Below are 21,765 nucleotides of genomic sequence, written 5' to 3' on the forward strand. Positions count from 1 at the left end.
GGTCTCCCGCCCGCCGGCGCCGTCTCCGCGGCGCGCGGGGCACACTTGGCCGGCGGGTGACGAAAAAGGCCCTCACGGATATGTGATCCTTATCACTTAACTAAACATTTCATCAGAATATTTAACAATTCCGCGCCAAAAGTGTGATCAATATCGAAAGATTTGCTAAAAAATTATCGTATGTTGTATGCACATGTTAGCTAAATAATTTTACATATTAGCTCACTTGTAATTTTTTAGCGCCCGTCGTCAATGACCAAAAACAGGAGGATTTGCCGATGTACACCTACAAAAGCCTGGTAGAACAGGTGATAGCGGAAAACAGAACCACTCTGCTGGCCGTGGATGAAGCCGAAATCAATCATTTGATGGATGAAATTTGTAAAGCCAAGACTATTCAATTATATGCGATGGGAAGGATGCAACTTTCGGTGCGCGCTTTTGCCATGCGCCTGAAACATATGGGATTTGACAGTTACGTGGTGTACGACACCACCACGCCTTGCCTGGGCGAGGGTGATTTGCTGATCGGCCATTGCGCGGTGACCAACGTGGAACTGAACGTGATAAAACTGGCCAAGGAGGCCGGCGCCCGGGTGGCGTTGCTGACCGCCCACCCGGAAAACGAACACGGCGGTTATGCCGACCTGACCGTGCGCGTGCCGGGCCAGATCTTCGGCGGCGATCGGGAAGTGGCGTCGATCCAGCCTATGTCGTCTTTGCTGGAGCAGTCGTTATTTCTGTTTGTCGATATCATCACCATGCTGTTGATTGAAAAAACCGGTATTTCCCTCGACGAAATGAAAACGCGCCATACCAATCTGGAAGGGTTGCCGCAGAAATTTGCCTGAAACCCGTTCACCTATTTGAAAAGGTCTCACGATGAAAGACGGTGATATTATTCAAATAGCGCATCTGGTGGAAAACCTGGATGACGCTATGGCGCATTATTATCAAGCGTGCGATATCGGCCCCTGGGATGTGTATACCTACGGCCCGCATAATATTCGTAATTCACTCTATCGCGGTAATCCGGCGGAGCATATTTATAAAATAGCGGTGTGCTGGGTTAACGGTATTCAGATGGAATTAATGCAGCCGGTCAGCGGATATAGCATTTACGATGAATATATCGAAAAACACGGTTACGGCCTGCATCATCTGAAGCTGTATTTCCAGGATTGCACCCAGGCGATTGCGCGGTATGAGGCGCGCGGCTACCAGGTAGTGCAAAGCGGCAATATAGGCGACGATGTTTTTTATTACCTTGATACCGAAGAACGGTTTCAGGGCGCGGTTATCGAATTAGGCAATGCCGGCGCCATTCCGCAACCGGAAAGCCGTTATCCCGCCTGAATCAGCCAAGTCAGCGATAAGGAAAAACCATGAAAAAAATCAATGCAATTGCGCTCTATATGCTGTTGGGCGCCTCCGTCAGCCTGTTGCCCAATCTCAGCAGCGCCGCTGACAAGGAATTAACCATGGTGGGCATTCCAAAATTACGCTCCGCCTGGTTTAACGATTATGAAAAAGGGCTGAAGAAAGCCGGGAAGGATTTTGATGTCAAAGTCTATCAACAGGCGCCCGCTTCGCCGGATGAGGCGCAGCAGGTGCGCATTATCGAGGATTCAATCAGCCAGGGCGTTAATGCGCTGCTGGTGGTGCCGAATAACGCCAGCTCCTGCGAGCCGGTATTTGCCCGCGCCCATGAAAAGGGCATCGTGGTGATTACCCATGAATCGGTGAACCAGCCCAATGCCGATTACGATGTGGAAATGATTGAAAATGAAAAATTCGGCAAATATATGATGGATCAGTTTGCCGAGCATGCCAAAGAGGGCGGCGAATACGCCATTTATGTCGGCTCGCTTACCGTGCCGGCCCACAATATCTGGGCGGACGCGGCCATTAAGGAAGCCAAGGAAAAATACCCGAACCTGAAGCTTATCGCCGACCGTTTCCCGGTCAGCGAAGACCGCAACGCCTCGCGCCAGAAAACGCTGGAACTGTTGTCCACCTATCCGGATCTGAAGGGCGTGATTTCCTTCGGCAGCCAGGGCGGGCCGGGTGCCGCCCAGGCGTTGCGCGAAAAAGGTCTGGTGGGCAAGCTGACCGTGATGGGCACCACCTCGCCTAAGGAAAGCGCCTCGTTCCTGAAGGACGGTTCCATTACCACCTCCATATTGTGGAGTCCGGGCGATGCGGCTTATTCCATGACCTATATCGCCAAGATGATCATCGACGGCAAACGCGATCAGATCAAGAACGGCCTGGAAATTCCCGGCATCGGCAAGCCGGTTATCGACGGCAAGAATATTATTTTTGATAAGCCGCTGACCGTGACCAAAGAAAACTACAGTCAGTACGATTTTTAAGCGGAGCCACTTCCGGCGTGGATCCGCCCGGCCGGGGACCACGCCGTTACGCCTGAGGAATACGACATGGAATTTCTTGCCGTTGAGCATATTACCAAGACATTTGCCGGGGTCACCGCCCTCAATGATGTCAGCTTTGATATTAACGTCGGGGAAATTCACGGTTTAGTGGGTGAGAACGGCTGCGGTAAATCGACCCTGATGAAGATTGTCGCCGGGGTGCTGGACTACGATCGCGGTCTGTTGCGCATCAATGGCCGTACCATCGAGAAATATTCCGCCATCGAGGCGGTAAAACAGGGCATCGGCATTATCTACCAGGACCTGTCGTTGTTTCCCAACCTGACGGTGATGGAAAATATCTATATCAGCCAGATGATTAACGACCAGAAGCCCTGGGTTTTTTCCGGCGCTTACCAAGAGCAGGTGAAAGCCATTATCGGTCAGCTGGGCGTCAGCCTGGACCTGGATGCGCTGGTGGAGGATTTGCCCATCGCCAAGCAGCAACTGGTGGCCATCGCCCGGGCGCTTATCAATGATTCGCGGCTGATTATCCTGGATGAGCCGACCACCGCCCTGACGCGCACCGAAATCAAGCACCTGTTTACCCTGCTCAACCGCCTGCGCTCCCAGGGCATCTCGTTCATATTCATCAGCCATAAACTGAATGAACTGCTGGAAATTTGCGATCGCATCACCGTGATGCGCGACGGCAGGCTTATCGATACCGTCGACGCCCACGCGCTGACCACCGCGCGCATTGAAGAACTGATGCTGGGCTATGAACTGACCTATCCGCCCCGGGCCTCCCACGCCACGCGGGACGTGGTGCTAAGCGTGCGCCGGCTCGGCAGGCGGAACAGTTTCCAGGAGATAAGTTTCGATTTACACCAGGGCGAGGTACTGGGCATCGCCGGCCTGCTGGGCGCGGGGCGCACCGAGCTGGCGCTGGCGCTGTTCGGCGTGGAGCCGGCCCAGGAGGGGCAAATCCTGATCGACAACCGCCCGGCGCGCATCGGCAGCATCGCCGCCGCCGTGGCCAACGGCATCGCCTATGTGCCGGAAGACCGGCTGGCGCAGGGGCTTGTCATGGAGCAGAGCATTGCCGCCAATACCGCCATTTGTTCGCTGAAGGCGTATCTCAATCCGCTGAAGCTTATCAACAGCGGTAAAATGCGCGCCGCGGTCGGCGGACTGCTCAAGGGGATGCAGGTGAAATACGGCGGTCAGGACCAGGAGATCCGCATGCTGTCCGGCGGCAATCAGCAAAAGGTGGTGCTGGCCAAATGGCTGGCGACCCATCCGCGCATCCTCATCCTCGACAGCCCGACGGTGGGCATCGACGTCGGCGCCAAAAGCTATATCTACCAGACGGTGAAGGAAAAAGCGGCGGCGGGCATGGCCATCCTGTTTATTTCCGATGAACTGCCGGAGCTGCTGGCGAATTGCGATCGCATCATCATGATGACCCGCGGTCGATTCGGTAAGGAATACGCGACCGATGCCGTCGACAACGAGGCGTTGCAGCGGGATATGGAAAGTGCCTGATATCAAGAGGTGGTTTTATTATGGATTTCGTTAAAATATTCAAAGCGCGGGAAACATTGCTGTTAATACTGATTATCCTGTTTTCCATCGCCATCGCCCTGATTAATCCGGCTTTCCTGTCATTGGACAATATCGCCAGCCTGCTGAAATCCTACACGGTGCTGGGTATCTTCGCCCTCGGGGTGTTGCTGGTGCTGCTTTCCGGCGGTTTCGACGTCTCATTTACCGCTATCGCCCAGGTGGCGCAGTACGCCGTGGTGTATTGGTTTTTGCAGGCCAACCTGGATAACATTTACCTGGCGATCCTGTGCAGCATGGCTATCGGCGCGGTAATGGGCTTGTTAAACGGCGTCATCATTTATTATTTCAAGATTACCGCCATCATCGTCACCATCGCCACCAACAGCCTGTTTTACGGCTTATTGTATGTGGTGACCCAGGGCGATCTGATTTACGACATTCCACCGTCGTTCCTGGGGCTGGCGGAATTGAAAATCCTGCCGCTGCAGGCCGCCAACGGTTCGCTTTACGGCATCAGTTTTGTCACCTGCCTGTGGTTTTTGCTGGCGATTATCCTGCACTTTTTCCTGCGCCATACCCGCCTTGGGCGCAGCGTCTACGCGGTCGGCGGCAATGCCCTCTCCGCCGAGCGCGTGGGGTTTAACCTGAAAAAAACCACCTTGTTTATCTATACCCTGGTGGGCGCCATTTCCGGTTTTGCCAGTATCGTCCAGGTGTCCATCGTGCAAACGGTGATCCCCAATTCGATCGTCGGGTCGGAGCTGCAGGTGATCGCCGCCGTGGTGCTGGGCGGGGCGTCGGTCACCGGCGGGCGCGGCACCGTGCCGGGCACGTTGCTGGGGGTGTTGCTGTTCGCCATTCTCAGCAACAGCCTGACGCTGCTGAAGGTTTCTCCCTATTATTACAACGTGTTCACCGGGCTGGTTATCCTGATAAGCGTCGCGGCCAATGCGCTGCAGGTGATTAAACAGCGCCGTTCCCGGGTGCGTGTTTTGGTTGAACTCAAGGAGCCATCATGAAGGCTGTCGGCAACAATAATAAACTCCCGGCCGCGAGGGCGGGCCTGCCGCCTTTCCTGCGGGAAAACGCCTCGCTGTATGTGGTGATGGCGGCGGTGCTTATGGTGATGTACGCCTTAAACGGCGGCAAGTTCCTCAGCGTGCAGAACTTCAGCTCCATGGCGTATCAGTTGCCCATCGTCGGCTTCCTGTCGCTGGGCATGATGATTTCCATGCTGTCCGGCGGCATTAACCTGTCGATTATCGCCACCACCAATCTGAACGGCATTATCATTGCCCTGTTTTTGCAATCGGTCTCGGTCAACGGCATGAAACTGGCCTCGGGCGAGATGGTGGCGCTGGCCATTTTCCTGGGGCTGCTGGCGTGCATTCTGGTGGGCGTGGTCAACGGCTTGCTGATAGCCCTGCTGAAAATCCCGGACATTTTGGTCACCCTGGGCACCATGACGCTGATTTCCGGCCTGAACGTGGTTTTTACCAAGGGCTATACCATTACCGGTTTCCCGCCGGCGCTGGTGAATATCGGCAACGGCCAGACGTTCGGCGTGCCCAATTCGCTGTATCTGTTTGCCGCCGCCGCCGTCGTCGCGTCGGTTATCCTCAATAAAACCCGTTTTGGATTTAACCTGTACATGATGGGATCCAATCCGGTGGCCGCGCGGTTTTCCAACGTTGATACCGTCAAGGTGACGGTTTTCCAGTATGTGCTGTCGTCGTGTTTTGCCGCCCTGACCGCGCTGGTCATGATAGGCCAGTTGAACTCGGTTAAGGCCAGCTATGCCGATTCGTATCTGCTGGTGGCGGTGCTGGCGGCGTTTCTGGGCAAAGTCAGTCCGTTCGGCGGTTTCGGCCGGGTATCCGGCGTGGTGCTGGCGGTGATTATCCTGCAGCTTATTTCCAGCGGCCTGAACCTGCTGCGGCTGGATCCGTTTATGATCACCGCCACCTGGGGCGGCATTATTATCGTCATCGTGGTGTGCCGCGGCCTGTTTTCCTGGCTCGGCCGGCGGATAAAGCCGCGCAACCCGTGACCGTTAACCGAAAAACAAGGGTATCCGTATGTATATTGGCATTGATTTAGGCGGCACCAAGACCGAGGTTATCGCACTGGACCCGGCGGGCGGCGAGCAGTACCGTTACCGGGTGCCGACGCCGCGCGATGATTACGCCGCCACCCTGGCCACTATCTGCGACCTGATCCTGGGCGCGGAGCGGGCGGTGGGTGAACAAGGCTCCATCGGCATCGGCATCCCGGGCACCGTGTCCCGGATGACCGGCAAGATCAAGAACGCCAACTCGGTATGGCTTAACGGCCGACCGTTCCGGCAGGATTTGGGCGCGCTGTTGGGGCGTCCCATTACCGTTGCCAACGACGCCAACTGCCTGGCGATATCCGAAGCCACCGACGGCGCGGGGGCGGGGGAGGAGATGGTGTTCGCGGTCATTATCGGTACCGGCTGCGGCGGGGGGCTTGCCGTTAACGGGCGGGTGTATGCCGGCCATAACGGCATCGCCGGCGAGTGGGGTCATAATCCGCTGCCCTGGCCCGACGAAACCGAGTTGCAATACCAGCGCGAAGTGCCCTGCTACTGCGGCAAAACCGGTTGCAATGAGACCTTTATCTCCGGCACCGGCTTCGCCACCGCTTACCGACGCCTTAGCGGGGCGTCCCTGAGCGGCGAGGACATCGCCCGCCGCGCCCTGGACGGCGACGCGCATGCCGAACTGGCGCTGCGGCAGTATGAACATCGCCTGGCCAAGGCGCTGGCGGGAGTGATCAATACCGTTGATCCGCGGGTGATAGTGCTGGGCGGCGGCATGAGCAACGTGGACCGCTTGTATACCACCCTGCCGGCGCTATTGCCGCAATGGGTGTTCGGCGGCGAATGCGACACGCCGGTGCGCAAAGCCCGCCATGGCGATTCCAGCGGAGTACGCGGCGCGGCCTGGCTGCCGCGTATCGGTTAGCATGTAAATCATTTTCAATGATATGCATTAGTCGTAAGGAAACGCCGGTTAAAGGTCTATGCTTAGCGGTATAGGCCTTTTTGCATAATGACCGGAGCACAATACCATGACCAATGCCAAAACCGATGCGTCAACCGACGGCAAACCCCAGGGCGCAGAAGGACAAAAGCCCGAGGATGTCACCATCAGCCAGGGGCTGGGCAAACTGTTCGAGGCCGAAGAGGCGCTGACCGACGAGCAGACCGACGCCATGGCCGAAAAAGCCCGGGCGGCGGCGAAAGACAGCCAGGCCGAGCGTGATGACAAAAATGCCCAGATAGCTTCCAGCACCGATAAATAATCGCCCGTTCCCGGTATTTTTTGCGCCGGCGCGTCCGCGCCGGCATCCTGATGACCTTACCCAAGATTTCGTGATCTGCCTCTCAGCGCCTTATTCATTTGCCCAGATCATTGTGTTTCCCCGCGCATAACACTGTGCCGTTTGACAGTGTTGGCGGACACCCCTCTCTCTATAATAATTTACATTCCGATAACTTAACGCCGGTATCCGGCAAATAAACCGACCGCGCAGGGGCAAGGTTATGAAGATTACCGCAATTGAAGTGATGCGCGTGGCGATGCCGTTCACCTCCGGCAGAAGCAGCGACCGGACGGAGAGCGGCGGGGGCGATGCCTATAACGCCGCCTCGCGCGAGCTGACCCGCATGGAGACATTATTGGTGCGTTTAACCACCGACGAAGGCCTGCAGGGATGGGGCGAGGGCTTCGGTCATCTGTCCAATCCCATGACCTTTGCCGCGCTGGAAGGTCCGGTGGGGCGTTTCTTTCTCGGCCGCTCTTTTGACGGCACGCCCGAGGGGCTCCGCCAACTGATGGATCAGGCGCAGCGCGCGTTTCATGCCTTTGGCCGCAGCGGACCGGTGCAGTTTGCCCTGTCGGCGCTGGATATCGCCTTATGGGATGTGTGCGCCAAACGGGCCGCTAAACCGCTGTGGCAGCTATTGGGCGCCACCCGCGGGGAGATTGGCGTTTACGCCAGCCTGGTGAGCTATGACAACGATCCGGCGCAGGTGGCGGCCCATGCCCTGCGCGCCTACCGCGCCGGGTTCCGCGCCATCAAGCTGCATGAAACCGAGTATGCCGCCATCGCCGCGGCGCGCGATGCCTTGCCGGACGACGCGCAGCTAATGGTGGACGTTAACTGCCCGTGGTCGGTGGACGAAGCCTGCCGGCGGGCGCAGGCCCTGAATGAACTGGGGCTGACCTGGCTGGAGGAGCCGGTTTGGCCGCCGGACGATCTGTCCGGACTGGCGCGGGTGCGGGCCTGCGGCACACCCATCGCCGCCGGCGAAAATGCCCAGGGCGTGCAGGGTTTTTTACAGCATTTCGCGGCCGGCGCCGTAAGCGTGGCCCAGCCCAGCGTGGCCAAAATCGGCGGCATCAGCGCCGCCCTGGACGTTTACCGGCTGGCGCGCCATTACGGGGTAAAAGTGGTGCCGCATTGTTTTTATTATGGCGCGGCGCTGCTGGCCACGGCGCATCTGGTGGCCACCCTGCCGGAGGATATCGCGCTCGAGGTGCCCTACCTGCAATGGCCCGAACCCTTATATGCCGAGCTGGATTTCCAGCCGCGCCTGCGGCTGCCCACCGTCCCGGGGCTGGGATTCGCCCCGGATGAAGATCTTATCGCACGCTACCGCGTGGCCCATTGCAGCCTGACCCGGGAGAAAGCCTGATGTTTAAGCATAACTATCGTTTTATCGTGGCGTTGCTGCTGTTCGCCGCCGGCATGCTCAACTATCTCGATCGCGCGGCGCTCTCGGTGATGGCGCCGCTGATTAAACAAGACCTGCATATCGGCGATGCGCAGATGGGGATTGTGTTCAGCTTCTTTTTTGTCGGCTATTGCCTGTTCTGCTTTATCGGCGGCTGGGGCGCGGACAAATACGGTCCGCGCAAGGTGTATGCCTGGGCCGCCGGTTTCTGGTCGTTCTTTTGCGGCGCCACCGCCCTGGCCACCGGCTTCGGCCATCTGCTTATCTTGCGCATCCTGTTCGGCATTGGCGAAGGCCCGATGGGCACCACCACCAATAAATCCATTTCCAACTGGTTTCCGCGCCGGGAAGTGGGCAGGGCGGTGGGCTTTACCAACGCCGGCCAGCCGCTGGGCGCGGCCGTCGCCGCGCCGATTGTCGGCCTGGTGGGGCTTAACTTCGGCTGGCGCGTGTCGTTTGTGGTGATTGCCTGCCTGGGCTTTGTCTGGCTGGCGCTGTGGCTTACCTTCTTCCGCGACCGGCCCGAGCAGCACCGCCGCGTTTCCCCGGCGGAAGTGGCGATGATCGCCGCCGACCGCCCGGCCAAACCCGCGGCCCCGGTCGCCGGCGCGCAGAAACACGGCGTATTCTTTTTTGTGCTGTCGATGCCGGTATTGGGCGTGGCGGCGGCGTTCTTTTGTTTTAACTATATCCAGTTCTTTTTCCTTTCCTGGCTGCCCAGCTACCTGACGGATTTCCAGCATCTGGATATCAAGAGCATGAGCATCGTCGGCATATTGCCGTGGCTTGGCGCCACCGTCGGCTTTATCGGCGGCGGGTTTATCTGCGACGCCCTGTTTCGCAAAACCGGCAACTTCCTGCTGTCGCGCAAGCTGGTTATCGTCTGCGGCCTGGCCATCGCCGCGCTGTGCGTGCTGATGACCGCCTATGCGTCCAGCCTGGGCACGGCGGTAACCCTGATAACCATTGCCAGCCTGTTTGCCTATATGACCCCGCAGGCCTGCTGGTCGCTGTTGCAGGATATCGTGCCGGCGCAGCGCATCGGCTCCGCCGGCGGTTTTGTCCACCTGCTGGCCAACCTGGCCGGCATCCTGTCGCCGGGCATTACCGGCTTCCTGATCCAGTATGGCGGCGGCTACCATGCGGCGTTTATCCTCGCCAGCATCCTGGCGGTGGCCGGTATCGTGGTCATGCTGCTGTTTGTGCGCCAGCGCAAGGTGGACAGCCTTCGCCTGCAGGCCGCTTAGGCTCGGCCCCCCACGCCCGCGATGGCGCGCCTGGCCGTCGCGGGCGCGTCGCTTCGCGCCGCCGTCCGGCGGCGATATGCTCTGCCCAAAAGAGGCGTCTCATTGCCCGCCGTTTGTCGCCGCGCCGGTTTTCCCCGGTTATTTGATGATCCACGACAATAACCCCCGCCGTTCGGCGACTAAAATGAATCGCGCCACGCTTAGCCTTATGTCACAGGAAAGTCGCGAGGCGCTGAACAGAGTGTCGGTTGCGCTTATTTTTCGGCAATAATGCCGGTGGAAACCTCAGGGTGGGAAAGCGATGAATGAAGACGCGTTTCGTCTGTTGATCGATCGATGGCGCAACGATCCGGCCGGCACTTATCAAAGCTGGTTTTTATGGGATCAGCGCATTAAGAATTTTCGATCGATTCGCCGGGGCATTACGCAAGTGGTGGGGGAAATCGAGCGTGGCGTGTTCGGCAATCAATATCGCGGCTCATCATTGGAAACCATTGTCCATTCCATTGCCGAACAGCGGCAAATTTTCAAGGGGGCCGACCACGCCTTTTTATGGAAACCCAAGCTGCGAATACCCGATATTTATGAAAATGCGGACCATCAGCGCGCCTTCGGCCATTTGCTGTTTACCTGTGCCGGTTGCACCGGCGCCGATCAGATTATCTCCGCCATACACCAAATAGATCGGCTGGCAATCAAGGGGCTGGGGCCGGCGGTGGCCAATTTGCTCTATTTTCTCCATCCGACGCTGATGCCGCCGTGCAATACCGCCATCATCAAAGGCCGGCTTTTAGTCGCGTGGCCGATATGAAGGTGCGTTACCTGCCCTACAGCGAATGGGCTCATCATCGCGAGGCGCTGGCGCGTTTCGGAAACGGCATCAAGGGCATGTCCGCCATCTCCAGAGATCTGGCCTGACAATGCGGCTAAACCGGCGCGGTCCACCGCATTGTCCCCCACGCCGGATTAACCGAAATCAAAGCGCGTGCTGACCTCATCGCGTTCATTAAAAGACACCTCGACCGTTTCGCCGGTTATTTCCACGTCATCGCGGTCCGCCAGTTCGGCCAGGCAGGCTTCGGAGACGTAAATATATTCCAGATGCAAGGTGTCGCGGATCCACGCCACTTTAGGCCGGCGGTAATCAATGCGGTTACAGGTTTTTATCGCCACCGCCAGCGCCAGCCGGTCGTTGGGCAGGATAAGCGGCAGTTTGCCGGAATTGAGATTGGTGGAGGTAATGACATTGGTGTAAAAAGCCGAGAAATCTATTTTATTAAAAAATGCGCTGGTGATGATATCGGCATTATTGATGCAGGCGGCATTGCCGTGGGAGGCGGCGGTCAGGTCGCGGACCCATATTTTCTGAATCGGCGGCGCGATAAATCCCTCCTTCACCCCGGACGCGTTGCGGCCGGTGACGTTGGGGTCCATGCCCGCGCCGCTTATCTCCTTACCGAAACGTTCGACCACCAGCACGTCGATACTCTCAAGCAGCAGTTTCGGCATCCGCGACTTGGCCTGCTGTAATAGGGCCGGCTCGCCGGCGGCGATCCGCTCCACCGGCAGCGCGACGATATCACAGGTCTGGTCATAGGCATTTTCCACCAGGCCGATGCCGACGGCGATCGGCGCCTTTTCCATCACCAGCGCCGCCGCCAGCGGCACCAGTTGCCCGAAGGTGGCGATCTCATGGGAATGAATGGAACTGGCGCCTTTATGCTTGCCCAGGCCGATGACCATCATTTTCTGGATGCCGCTTTCCACCGGCCCTTTAAAATCCGTATGGGGCTTGACGCGGCCCAACGCTATCACCGCGTCGCATTCATAGGCCGCCTTATCGAACCAGATGGTCAGGCCGTTTTCCAGCCGGCCGAGTTCCACCGTCTCCATGGAGCTTATTACCGGGCAGCCGATATTGTCTTCGGTAATGCCGAATTCAGCAATCGCCTGCCGCTGGCCCGCCGCCGTGGCGCCGCCGTGGCTGCCCATGGCGGGAACCACCAGTGGGCTGGCGCCGCGCTGTTTTATCTCGCGCGCGATGGCGGTGATAATAGCCTGTAAATTGGCGATGCCGCGGCTGCCGGCGGTGATGGCCACCCGCATGCCCGGCCGGATTTTTTCGGAAATCGCGGGTTTGGCGAATTCGGCGGCCACTTTGGCCTCGATATCGTCGATGCGGGCGCCGTCGAATTTTTGTTTAACGCGATACAGCGTCGGCCAGGCGATATCAAAACCGCCCTCGAGTTTTATTTCCGTGTGTTCAAACATGGCCTGACCTTATTAAGCGGCATCGTTGCCGACGGTTAAGGGGACGCGCGCCATCGGGGCGCGCGTTGCGATGGCGGCCGGCGCCTAGGGTTTGGCGGCTTTCGCTATCCCGGCGTGCGCGGGGGCGACGGCGGCGCGGCCGAACGTGCCGGGCAGGGTCAGGGTGACGAGAAAGCCCGCCAGCAATATCCCCGCCAGGCAATAAATGCCGGTGTAAAAGCTGTACTGCGCGGTCATCCAGCCTATCATCAGCGGCCCGACAAAGCCGCCCAGGTTGCCCAGCGCGTTGATAATGCCCCGGGCGCCGCCCGCAAGATGGTGGGGAAACAGCACCGGCGGAATGGTCCAGAACACGCTGGAGGCGGATTCATAGAACAGGCCGCACAGCACCAGAAAGGTAAACGAGATCCAGATGTGCTGGCTGAACTGCGCCGAACCAATCAGGAACACGGCAAAGCCCAGAAGCGATAAGCCGATATAAAATTTGCGGTTGTTTTTACGATCCGACAGGGAGGAAATGGCATAGGTGCCGATCAGCATGGCGACGTAAGGCAGGGTGGAAAGGAACCCCACGGCGCCGATGCCCAGCGAAGTCAGGTTCTTTATCATGGTAGGCAGCCAGAAACTAAAGCCGTAGATGCCGGTTTGATAGCAGAAGTAGATCACCACCAGCTTCCAGAGATTCTGCTGTCTGATTATCTCCAGCAGCGAACCGGAGGCGACGCTGGCCGCCTGTTCCTCCTGGATTTTGCCGTTTATATAGTCGCGTTCGGCATCGCTTATCCAGGCGGCGTCATCCGGACGATTGCTGATGATCGGAAACCAGATAAACAACAATAATAACGACATCACCCCTTCAATAATGAACAATTCACGCCATGTCCAGCGGCTGATAATCCAGCCGGCAATGGGGCCGTTGATAAAATTGGCAATAAACACAATGCCGCCGATAAATATGGCGTTGGCGCGCGCGCGCTCCGCATTGGGAAACCAATTGGAAATAATAATCAGCAACGCCGGGAACACCCCGCCTTCCGCCACCCCGAGCAAAAACCGCAGCGTCAGGATTTGCCAGTCTTTTTCCACAAAGCCCATCAATATCGAGGTTATCCCCCAGCCGACGATGGTGTAGGCGATAAATTTCTTGGCGCTGCCGCGCGCGGCGATAAGGCCGCCCGGCACCTGCAGCAGCAGGTAGCCGATGAAAAAGATCCCGGCCACCAGGCCGGCGAACGTGGTCGATAATCCCAGATCCTTATCCATGCCGCCGGCAATGGCGAAGCCGATATTAACCCGATCCATCAGCGCGACGATGTACACCAGCAGTATCGGCGGCAAGATCCGGAGCCACCGTTTTTTAGGTATTGCCTGTGGAGCATTGAGCATAGCCATTCCTCAAATGATGTTTCTATTAATTTTGTGAAGTTGCTCTATTTGATAACGCGGTTTTAATAAAAGATGTCTTGTCTGTTAACGAGATTATGAATAACCTGTAATCCTGTCAAACAGGTTGTGAGGTTTCAGCGGGCTGTTTTACTGAAATGCGAAACTAATCACAAAAAAGTCAACGAGGCTTCGGCATGGTCATGCGATCGAATAAAAACATCATATAAGTATATGATTAAATTATTATTTATAGTATTGCACCGCCGATCGGGCGGCATGACCAGCCCGTGGATTACGGCATTGACGGCGATGCCGGGACCGTATTTACCCTAACAAGCGAGCGGCTGATGAAAACATTTGACGATTTAGGCTTTTGTAAGGTCGATACCGATCGGGAAACCAGGACCGGCTTTCCGGAGGTGATTTTTTGCCAGGGCAAAACCACCGCCCAGATTGCCGCCATCTTCCGCCGGCTGCTTGACCATCACGGCAAGGCCATGGCGACACGACTTGACGCGGCGGGGGCGCAGTCGCTATCCGTCCTGTTCCCCGAGGCGCGTTATGACGCCGTTTCGCGCATTTTCAGCCAGGGCGGCGCGGCGCGTCGTTTTAACGGCGAGGTATTGGTGTTGTGCGCCGGCACCGCCGATGTGCCGGTGGCGGAGGAGGCGGCCCAGACCGCCGAATGGATGGGGTGCCGGGTGGGGCGTCGTTACGATGTCGGGGTGGCGGGCATTGACCGGCTGCTGGCCTATCGCGACGAGGTGGCGCGGGCCGGGGTGTTGATTGTGGTGGCGGGCATGGAAGGCGCGCTGCCAAGCGTGGTGGGGGGCCTCACCGGCAGCCCGGTCATCGCCGTGCCCACCTCGGTCGGCTACGGCGCGCATTTCCAGGGGCTTACGCCGTTGCTGACCATGCTGACCTCCTGCGCCGCCGGGGTCAGCGTGGTGAATATCGATAATGGTTTCGGCGCCGCTTACCAGGCGTCGCTCATCATGAAACTGGCTCACGAGGGATGCCGCCATGCCGCTTCTCTATCTTGACTGCCAGTACGGGATTTCAGGCGATATGACGCTGGCGGCCCTGATCGACGCCGGGGCGGATTGCGATTATATCACCCGCTCGCTGCGATCTCTGCCGATCGATGCCTTTGTATTGGGCGTAACGCCGGTTGACCAGCAGGGTATCCAGGCCAAAATGCTGCGGCTTTTTTTCCCGCTTGACGACCATAACAGCCGGGCGGGCGCTAACGCGCCGATGGCGTCGCGCGCCGCGCCGGCCGGTCCTTCGGCGCTTCATCATCATCATCACGGCCCGGAGCGCAAGGCGGCGGCGATACTGGCCATGATTGCCGCCAGCGAACTGCCTGAACGCGTCCGGCGGCGCGCCGGCGCGGTATTTAGCGCTCTGGCGCGGGCCGAGGGCAAAATCCACGGCGTGGCGCCGCAGGAGGTGCGGTTTCATGAAGTGGGGGCGATGGATTCCATTATTGATATCCTCGGCGTGTGCCTGGCGCTGGAAAACCTGGATATCGAGACCATTATCGCCTCGCCGGTGGCGACCGGCCAGGGCAAGCAGCGCATGGCCCACGGCTGTTATCCTATCCCGGCGCCCGCCACGGCCGAACTGCTGACCGGTATTCCGCTGGCGGATTTCCCGGTCGAGGGCGAACTGACCACGCCCACCGGCGCCGCGTTCCTGAGCGCGCTGGTGAGCGAATTCCGCGCCTTGCCGGCGGTGACCATCGGCGCCATCGGCTACGGCGCCGGTAAACGACGGTTCAGTCATCCCAATATCCTGCGCGTTTTTGTTTGCGCCGCCCGCGGGCTTGAGCCGGAACGGGAAACCGTCGCGACGCTGCAATGCGAGGTGGATGATATCAGCGGCGAAAACCTGGGGTATGTCATGCAGGAGCTGTTCGACCAGCGGGCGCTGGATGTCTACTACACCCCGGTCTATATGAAAAAAAATCGCCCCGGCACCCTGATTACCGTGCTGTGCCGCCCGGAGGATACGGCGATGCTCGAGGAAATCCTGCTGGTGGAAACCCCGACCTTCGGCGTGCGCCGGTCGCTGCACTCGCGCCTGGCCCTGCGGCGGCGCAGCGAAACGGTGCCGACGCCGTACGGCGATATCGCGGTGAAAATCGGCTATCGGGGCGAGCGAATCTATCAGATTTCACCCGAATATGAGCATGTGCGCCGGGCGGCCAAAAACGGCAATGTCCCCTATGACCTGGTGTGGGGAGCGGCGCGTCAATCGGTACAGTCGCTATGGGCCTCGGCCTGGCGCAAGATGAAATAAGGAGAAACGGATGCTGGAACAAAAATACGCGGCGCTGCAACGCAGTCTGCTGGCACTGGGCGATGTGGTCATCGCTTTTTCCGGCGGGGTGGACAGCACTTTCCTGCTGAAAGCGGCCATCGATACCCTGGGACGGGATAAGGTGCTGGCGGTGACCGCCGACAGCGAGACCTACCCGCGCGAGGAGCTGCGCGAGGCGCGGCAGCTTGCCGCCTGGCTCGACGCGCAGCATGAGGTGATCGCCACCTCGGAGCTGGGCATCGCCGGTTATGCCGAAAACACGCCGGATCGCTGTTATTTCTGCAAAAAGAATCTGTTTGATAATATTTTGCCGCTGATGACGGCGCGCCGCTACCATAACCTGGCTTTCGGCCTTATCGCCGATGATATGGGCGAGCACCGGCCCGGCACCCGCGCGGCGCGGGAATACCGGGTCAGGGCGCCGCTGCAGGAAGTGGATCTGTACAAAGAGGAAATCCGCACGCTGGCGCAAGGCCTGGGACTGCCCAACTGGGACAAACCCTCGTTTGCCTGCCTGTCGTCCCGGGTGGTGTACGGCGAGGAAATCACCCTGGCGAAACTGCGCCGCATCGATGAATCGGAGCGGTTCATCCGCTCACTGGGCATCCGCCAGGTCAGGGTGCGCACCCACGGCGAGATGGCGCGCATCGAGGTGGAGCCGGCGGCGATGTCGCGCCTGCTGGAATGCCATGAGCAGATTTTACAGCGCCTGCGCACGCTGGGATATGAATGGGTGGCGATGGATCTCGGCGGTTACCAAAGCGGCAGCCTGAACCGCATTCTGGTCAGGGAAATACAGAGTCCCTGAGGCTTGGCGGGCGGCATGGCGCCCGGTTTGTCCCGCCCTACAGCGCCGAAATGGTTTTACCGGCCCGATCGCCCGCTTGTTCAATCAGCGAATTGACCGCGGTGTCAAAATGCTCGGCCATGGCCCGTTTGGCGTTTTCGGCGTCGCGGGCGCACACGAAGTCGCAAATCTTCTGGTGCAGCGCCACGATGCGCTGCTCATATTGCCGATGCTCCTTCTGCGCCTCCAGACCGTCGTAGACCGACTGTTTCAACTGCGCGTGCAGCGCCTGCAGCAAAATGATAAACAGCGGATTTTTCGAGGCCTGGGACAGGATCAAATGGAAATGAATATCGTGCTCGACAAAGTCCTCGGTATTGTGGAAGGTGTCGCGAATCAGCTTCATTTCCTGTTGCAGCAGGGCGAAATCCGCCTCGGTGCCGTTTTGCGCCGCCAGCTCGGCGCAGCCGATTTCCAGCCAGCGCCGCACCGAGAGGATCTGTGATGAGGTCACCTGCTCGGTGGCCGAGGCGAACCCCAGGATCAACTGCAATACGCTGGCGTCGAAATGCTTGATGCGCGGCACCTTGCCGCTTTTGATTTCCAGCACGCCCAGCGCCGACAGCGAGCGGTAGGACTCGCGCACCACCCCGCGGCTGACGCCCAGATCCTGGATGATCTGCATCTCGCTCGGCACCGCCATGCCCGGGGTCAGGTTTTCCCGCGGAATCAGCTCCAGGATATATTTTTGCACCTGGGCGGACAGCGTTTGATGTTCAAGAGGCATTTTTATCGTCATAGCGTTTCCATTCCCTCTGGCGTGAACGGACTACATCCAGCCATTCAGTCCGGTGAAGACATGCCGGCAACCCGCGGAGATAGCCAGCGTCTCGTCATTACCGGCGTTAACAGGGCGTATTGTCCAGCAAATAACAATTAAAGACCAGACGCAGCGTTTGCCTTATGGCGGCTTTGCCGGCGCATGTTATCTAAAAGTGTGATCCTATTATCAAATATGTTAATGATCCTGTAAACCTGTTTGACAGGTTTAGCGGGTAATTATACTCTCCTCTGAAGCGTTAAGTTGCCTTTTTTTTGCCAGGGGCCCTCCCTGCCGACAACCTAATAGGATGATAAATATGTGGAAAAACGATAAAGAGCTGTTTGGGCTGATGCGCGGCACACTTTTTACCGCCGTGGTGGGGGACATCATGGATACCCTGGGTTATCTGCATCAGTTTGTCTCGCCGGCGATCAAACCGCTGCGCCCGGATATGGTGGTGGCGGGGCGGGCCATGCCGGTGCTGGAGGCGGACGTCTATGAAATGCGCTCAAGCTCCGGGCGCACCTCGGTGGGGGAACAGCCGTTCGGCATCATGTTCGAGGCGCTGGATTCCCTGCAGGAAGACGAGGTGTACATCACCACCGGCAGTTCGCTGCGCTACGCTTTATGGGGCGGTTTAATGTCGACCCGCGCCATGCACTTGCGCGCCGCCGGCGCGGTGCTGGATGGTTTCGTGCGCGACTCGGGCGAAATCCTGTCGCTGGGGTTTCCCACCTTTTCCCATGGCACCTACGCGCAGGATCAGGGACCGCGCGGCAAGGTGATCGATTACCGCGCGCCGATCGAATTCCATGGCGTGCGGGTAAATCCGGGGGATATTGTCTACGGCGATCGCGACGGCCTGCTGATTATCCCGCAGGACATCGAACAGGAGGTGATCGGCCGGGCGCTGGAAAAAGTCGCCACCGAAAGCGATGTGCGCCGGGCGATAAGCGATGGCATGAGCACCGTCGAGGCGTTTGAGAAATTCGGCGTGATGTAAGGCGATTGCCCGGGCAGGCCCGACCTGCCGGGAAATTTAACAGTATGCCGGAGACAACGTATTTCCGGCGGCGCGGAGACCAGGCAATGTTTAAAAGACATTATTCAAAAATCATCTTTTTATTGTTCATCGCGGGCATCGTTAACTATCTCGACCGCGCGGCGTTCTCCGTCGCCATGCCCTATATCAAAGATCACCTGCACCTGTCCCCCACCGAAGTGGGCGTTATGCTCAGCAGCTTTTTTTTCGGTTATGCCCTGTTTAATTTTGTCGGCGGCCATTTATCGGATATCTACGGCCCGAAAAAAGTGTTCGCCATCGCCATGGTGTCATGGTCGCTGTTTTGCGGGCTGACCGGCCTGGCGTTCGGCTACACCATGCTGTTTATGGTCCGGCTGCTGTTTGGCATGAGCGAAGGGCCGATCAGCACCACCATCAATAAAGCCATCACCCATTGGGTACCGTTAAGCCGCCGTTCCCGCGCGGTCGGCATCGCCAACGCCGGCAATCCGCTGGGCGGCGCCATCGCCGGGCCGATCGTCGGTTTTATCGCGGTGATGTGGAACTGGCGCATCTCCTTTATCATCCTGATGTCGCTGGGGTTTATCTGGACCTTTTTCTGGCTGCGTTCCTTTACCGATAGGCCGCATGACAACCCCCACGTATCGGCGGCGGAGATCGCGGAATATGACGAGGGCCAAAAAGCGGCGCCCGCCGCGCACGCCGGCCGGCAGAAACTGCCGCTGCGGTTCTACCTTGGCCAGCCGATTGTGCTGTTTACCGGACTGGCGTTTTTTGCCATCAACTACATTCTTTATTTCTTCCTGACCTGGTTTCCCAGCTATTTATCGATGGCCAAGGGACTGGATATCAAGGAAATCAGCATTGCCTCGGCTATCCCGTGGCTGCTCGGCAGCATCGGTATCGCCATTGGCGGCGCCGCCTCCGACTGGGTGTTTCGCAAAACCAAGAATTTATTGTTCTCGCGTAAATTGATGCTGGCGGGCGGGCTGGTCCTTTCCTCGATATGCATCAGCCTCGCCGGCAGCGTCTCGTCGGTGAGCGGCGCGGTGATCATGATGGCGCTGGGGATCTTTTTTATGTATCTCGCGGCGGCGGCGCCCTGGTCGCTGATTTCCGAGCATATCGCGGCGGATAAAGTCGGCGGCGTGGGGGGATTTGTCCACCTGTTGGCCAATACCTCGGGCATGATTGCGCCCATCCTGACCGGAGTGATTGTCCAATATACCGGCAGCTTTATCGCCGCCTTTATTCTGGCCGGGCTGGTGGGCGTTATCGGCGCCGCGGGCGTGGTGGTGTTCGTCCGACCGATCAAACCCGCGGGCGATGCCGGCGTGGCCGGCCGCGACCTGATAAAAACCCTATCCAAATAATACCGGGGGTTGTTGATGAAAGCTTTAGTGATTGATACCGAAAGCCGCACCCGCTTTACCGAATTGACGCCGCCCGAATGCCGGGCGGACGAAGTGTTGATTAATGTGCGGCGCGTGGGATTGTGCGGCTCCGATTTAAATACCTGGCGGGGGTTTAACCCTTTGGCGGTCTATCCCTGCATTCCCGGCCACGAGATTGGCGGCGTGGTCGCCGCGGTGGGGAGCGGCGTGCGCGCCGTCGCGCCCGGCGACCGGGTGGTGGCGTTGCCCTGTACCGAATGCGGCGTGTGCAGCGCCTGCCTGAACGGCCGGCCGAACGCCTGCAAGGATAACCAGACGCTGGGCGTCCAGCGCCAGGGCGCCATGACGCCGATGGTGGCGCTGCCGGCGCATAAGGTGCTGGTCGCCAATGAGCTGGGCTATGACGAACTGGCCCTGGTGGAGCCGCTGTCGGTGGGGCTGCATGCCGCCAGGCGGGCGCAAATCAATGTCGGTGAATGGGTGGCGGTGATCGGCTGCGGCGTCATCGGCCTGGGCGCCATCGCCGCCGCCGCCGCGATGGGCGGCCGGGTGGTGGCCATCGATATCGACCGGCGCAAGCGGGAAGTGGCGGGCGCGTGCGGCGCCGAGCGGTTTTATGACAACCGCGAGACCGATATCGCCGCCGCGCTCGGCGAACTGGACCAGGGACGGGGGCCGGCGGTAGTGATTGAAGCGGTGGGATTAAGCGCCACCATTGAACAGGCGATTGAGCTGGTGGCGTTTACCGGACGCGTGGTGTATGTCGGGTACGCCAAGAAGCCGGTCAGCTACGACAGCGCGCGCTTTCTGCTCAAGGAGTTGGATATCAGGGGTTCGCGCAACGCCACCGTGGCCGATTTCCGCGCGGTGCTGGCGCTGATGGCGCTGCGGCGCTATCCGGTTGAGTTGATTATCTCCGGCCATTATCCGCTCGGGCAGGCGGATCGGGCCTTTGCCGACTGGGCCGCCGACCCCGGCGCCTACACCAAAATCATGATTGACGTTTGACATCCGGGCGGGAGCACCTGTTATGACGATTCAAAATGCATTTTCACTGGCGGGAAAAACCGCGCTTATCACCGGCGGCGCCAGCGGCCTGGGCTACGCCATGGCGCAGTGTATGGTCGCCGCCGGGGCGCGGGTGATCATCGCCGGGCGCAATGGCGAGGCCGGGGCGCGGGCGGTGGGCGAGCTTGGCCCAAACGCCGCGTGGTCGGCGTTTGATATCGGCGACACGGAAAAGACCCAATCCTGGGTGGACGACCTGTTAACGCGGTATGGCCACATCGATATCCTGGTCAACAACGCCGGCAACCACTGTAAAAAACCCATTGAAGAAATGACGGTGGGTGATTTTACCGCGGTGCTGGATGTGCACGTGGTCGGCGCCTTTGCGCTCACCAAGGCGCTGGCGCCGCAGATGAAGCGGCTCGGCAATGCCAGCGTGCTGTTTATCGCCTCCATGACCTCGTTTCTCGGCCAGCCCAACGTCAGCGGCTACGCGGCGGCCAAGTCCGCCTACCTGGGACTGATCCATGGCCTGGCCACCGAACTGTCCGGGGCGGGAATCCGCGTCAACGGCATTGCGCCGGGCTGGATTGACACGCCCATGCTGCGCAAGGCCATCGAAGGGGATGACGAGCGGAAAAATAAAATTCTCGGCCGCACGCCGATGAAAAAATTCGGCAAGCCGGCGGATATCGGCTGGGCGGCAACCTACCTGGTTTCCGAGGCGGCCGCGTTTGTCAACGGCCATGTGCTGGTGGTGGACGGCGGCGCGTTAATCGGTTTTTGATATTGCT

21 protein-coding genes are annotated in these 21,765 nt (G+C 58.9%); 18 read left to right on the forward strand and 3 right to left on the reverse strand.

Features of this window, described 5'->3' with window-relative positions; all coding sequences use genetic code 11:
- The first annotated feature begins 278 nt into the window (after nucleotides 1–278).
- From VGC33_RS11880 to VGC33_RS11930, 11 genes are all read left to right on the forward strand, one after another.
- Complete coding sequence (locus VGC33_RS11880) at nucleotides 279–851, forward strand: phosphoheptose isomerase family protein (protein WP_331120965.1); 573 nt, start codon at nucleotides 279–281, stop codon at nucleotides 849–851.
- A 31-nt stretch (nucleotides 852–882) separates the two neighbouring features.
- Nucleotides 883–1,356, forward strand: coding sequence for a VOC family protein (locus tag VGC33_RS11885; protein WP_331120966.1), 474 nt, complete (start codon nucleotides 883–885; stop codon nucleotides 1,354–1,356).
- A 29-nt stretch (nucleotides 1,357–1,385) separates the two neighbouring features.
- Nucleotides 1,386–2,375, forward strand: a complete 990-nt coding sequence (locus VGC33_RS11890; protein WP_331120967.1) for an autoinducer 2 ABC transporter substrate-binding protein — start codon at nucleotides 1,386–1,388, stop codon at nucleotides 2,373–2,375.
- 66 nt (nucleotides 2,376–2,441) lie between these two features.
- On the forward strand, nucleotides 2,442–3,923 hold the full coding sequence (locus VGC33_RS11895; RefSeq protein WP_331120968.1) for a sugar ABC transporter ATP-binding protein: 1,482 nt from the start codon (nucleotides 2,442–2,444) through the stop codon (nucleotides 3,921–3,923).
- Nucleotides 3,924–3,943: 20 nt separating this feature from the next.
- Nucleotides 3,944–4,963 (forward strand): ABC transporter permease, encoded by a 1,020-nt coding sequence (locus tag VGC33_RS11900; RefSeq protein WP_331120969.1) that lies wholly within the window; start codon nucleotides 3,944–3,946, stop codon nucleotides 4,961–4,963.
- A complete protein-coding gene (locus tag VGC33_RS11905) occupies nucleotides 4,960–5,994 on the forward strand; it encodes an ABC transporter permease (protein WP_331120970.1) in 1,035 nt (344 codons plus the stop codon). Before VGC33_RS11900 ends, VGC33_RS11905 begins: the two co-directional genes overlap by 4 nt.
- A 28-nt stretch (nucleotides 5,995–6,022) precedes the next feature.
- A complete protein-coding gene (gene mak / locus VGC33_RS11910; protein ID WP_331120971.1) occupies nucleotides 6,023–6,931 on the forward strand; it encodes a fructokinase in 909 nt (302 codons plus the stop codon).
- A 106-nt stretch (nucleotides 6,932–7,037) separates the two neighbouring features.
- Nucleotides 7,038–7,271 (forward strand): hypothetical protein, encoded by a 234-nt coding sequence (locus VGC33_RS11915; protein WP_331120972.1) that lies wholly within the window; start codon nucleotides 7,038–7,040, stop codon nucleotides 7,269–7,271.
- A gap of 241 nt (nucleotides 7,272–7,512) precedes the next feature.
- Nucleotides 7,513–8,667 (forward strand): mandelate racemase/muconate lactonizing enzyme family protein, encoded by a 1,155-nt coding sequence (locus VGC33_RS11920; RefSeq protein ID WP_331120973.1) that lies wholly within the window; start codon nucleotides 7,513–7,515, stop codon nucleotides 8,665–8,667.
- Nucleotides 8,667–9,953, forward strand: a complete 1,287-nt coding sequence (locus VGC33_RS11925; RefSeq protein WP_331120974.1) for an MFS transporter — start codon at nucleotides 8,667–8,669, stop codon at nucleotides 9,951–9,953. Before VGC33_RS11920 ends, VGC33_RS11925 begins: the two co-directional genes overlap by 1 nt.
- Nucleotides 9,954–10,254: 301 nt before the next feature.
- Nucleotides 10,255–10,764, forward strand: coding sequence for a hypothetical protein (locus VGC33_RS11930; protein WP_331120975.1), 510 nt, complete (start codon nucleotides 10,255–10,257; stop codon nucleotides 10,762–10,764).
- Between the two features lie 155 nt (nucleotides 10,765–10,919).
- Here VGC33_RS11930 and VGC33_RS11935 read toward each other — a convergent pair whose 3' ends face one another.
- Nucleotides 10,920–12,224: a nickel pincer cofactor-dependent isomerase, group 22 gene (locus VGC33_RS11935; RefSeq protein ID WP_331120976.1), complete on the reverse strand. Its 1,305-nt coding sequence runs from the start codon at nucleotides 12,222–12,224 to the stop codon at nucleotides 10,920–10,922.
- 84 nt (nucleotides 12,225–12,308) lie between these two features.
- On the reverse strand, nucleotides 12,309–13,610 hold the full coding sequence (locus VGC33_RS11940; protein ID WP_331120977.1) for an MFS transporter: 1,302 nt from the start codon (nucleotides 13,608–13,610) through the stop codon (nucleotides 12,309–12,311).
- Between the two features lie 347 nt (nucleotides 13,611–13,957).
- On the opposite strand from VGC33_RS11940, the gene larB reads away from it, so the two are divergent.
- Genes larB through larE form a run of 3 tightly spaced genes read left to right on the forward strand, consistent with a single transcriptional unit; the run spans nucleotide 13,958 to nucleotide 16,743 of the window.
- The gene (gene larB / locus VGC33_RS11945; protein ID WP_331120978.1) at nucleotides 13,958–14,653 is read left to right on the forward strand and encodes a nickel pincer cofactor biosynthesis protein LarB; all 696 of its coding nucleotides are present in this window, start codon (nucleotides 13,958–13,960) and stop codon (nucleotides 14,651–14,653) included.
- The gene (gene larC, locus VGC33_RS11950; RefSeq protein ID WP_331120979.1) at nucleotides 14,634–15,914 is read left to right on the forward strand and encodes a nickel pincer cofactor biosynthesis protein LarC; all 1,281 of its coding nucleotides are present in this window, start codon (nucleotides 14,634–14,636) and stop codon (nucleotides 15,912–15,914) included. Before larB ends, larC begins: the two co-directional genes overlap by 20 nt.
- A 10-nt stretch (nucleotides 15,915–15,924) precedes the next feature.
- A complete protein-coding gene (gene larE, locus VGC33_RS11955) occupies nucleotides 15,925–16,743 on the forward strand; it encodes an ATP-dependent sacrificial sulfur transferase LarE (protein ID WP_331120980.1) in 819 nt (272 codons plus the stop codon).
- Nucleotides 16,744–16,780: 37 nt separating this feature from the next.
- Here larE and VGC33_RS11960 read toward each other — a convergent pair whose 3' ends face one another.
- Entirely contained in the window at nucleotides 16,781–17,521 is a 741-nt protein-coding gene (locus tag VGC33_RS11960; RefSeq protein WP_331120981.1) for a FadR/GntR family transcriptional regulator, read from the reverse strand.
- Nucleotides 17,522–17,861: 340 nt separating this feature from the next.
- Here VGC33_RS11960 and VGC33_RS11965 point away from each other — a divergent pair, with 340 nt between their 5' ends.
- From VGC33_RS11965 to VGC33_RS11980, 4 genes are all read left to right on the forward strand, one after another.
- Entirely contained in the window at nucleotides 17,862–18,548 is a 687-nt protein-coding gene (locus VGC33_RS11965; RefSeq protein ID WP_331120982.1) for an RraA family protein, read from the forward strand.
- A gap of 86 nt (nucleotides 18,549–18,634) precedes the next feature.
- A complete protein-coding gene (locus VGC33_RS11970) occupies nucleotides 18,635–19,942 on the forward strand; it encodes an MFS transporter (RefSeq protein WP_331120983.1) in 1,308 nt (435 codons plus the stop codon).
- Between the two features lie 15 nt (nucleotides 19,943–19,957).
- Complete coding sequence (locus VGC33_RS11975) at nucleotides 19,958–20,971, forward strand: zinc-binding dehydrogenase (RefSeq protein ID WP_331120984.1); 1,014 nt, start codon at nucleotides 19,958–19,960, stop codon at nucleotides 20,969–20,971.
- A gap of 22 nt (nucleotides 20,972–20,993) precedes the next feature.
- Nucleotides 20,994–21,758, forward strand: a complete 765-nt coding sequence (locus tag VGC33_RS11980; protein WP_331120985.1) for an SDR family NAD(P)-dependent oxidoreductase — start codon at nucleotides 20,994–20,996, stop codon at nucleotides 21,756–21,758.
- Nucleotides 21,759–21,765 lie beyond the last annotated feature (7 nt).

The organism is Acerihabitans sp., from assembly GCF_036398755.1.
In the GTDB taxonomy this organism is placed as follows: Bacteria; Pseudomonadota; Gammaproteobacteria; order Enterobacterales; family Enterobacteriaceae; genus Acerihabitans.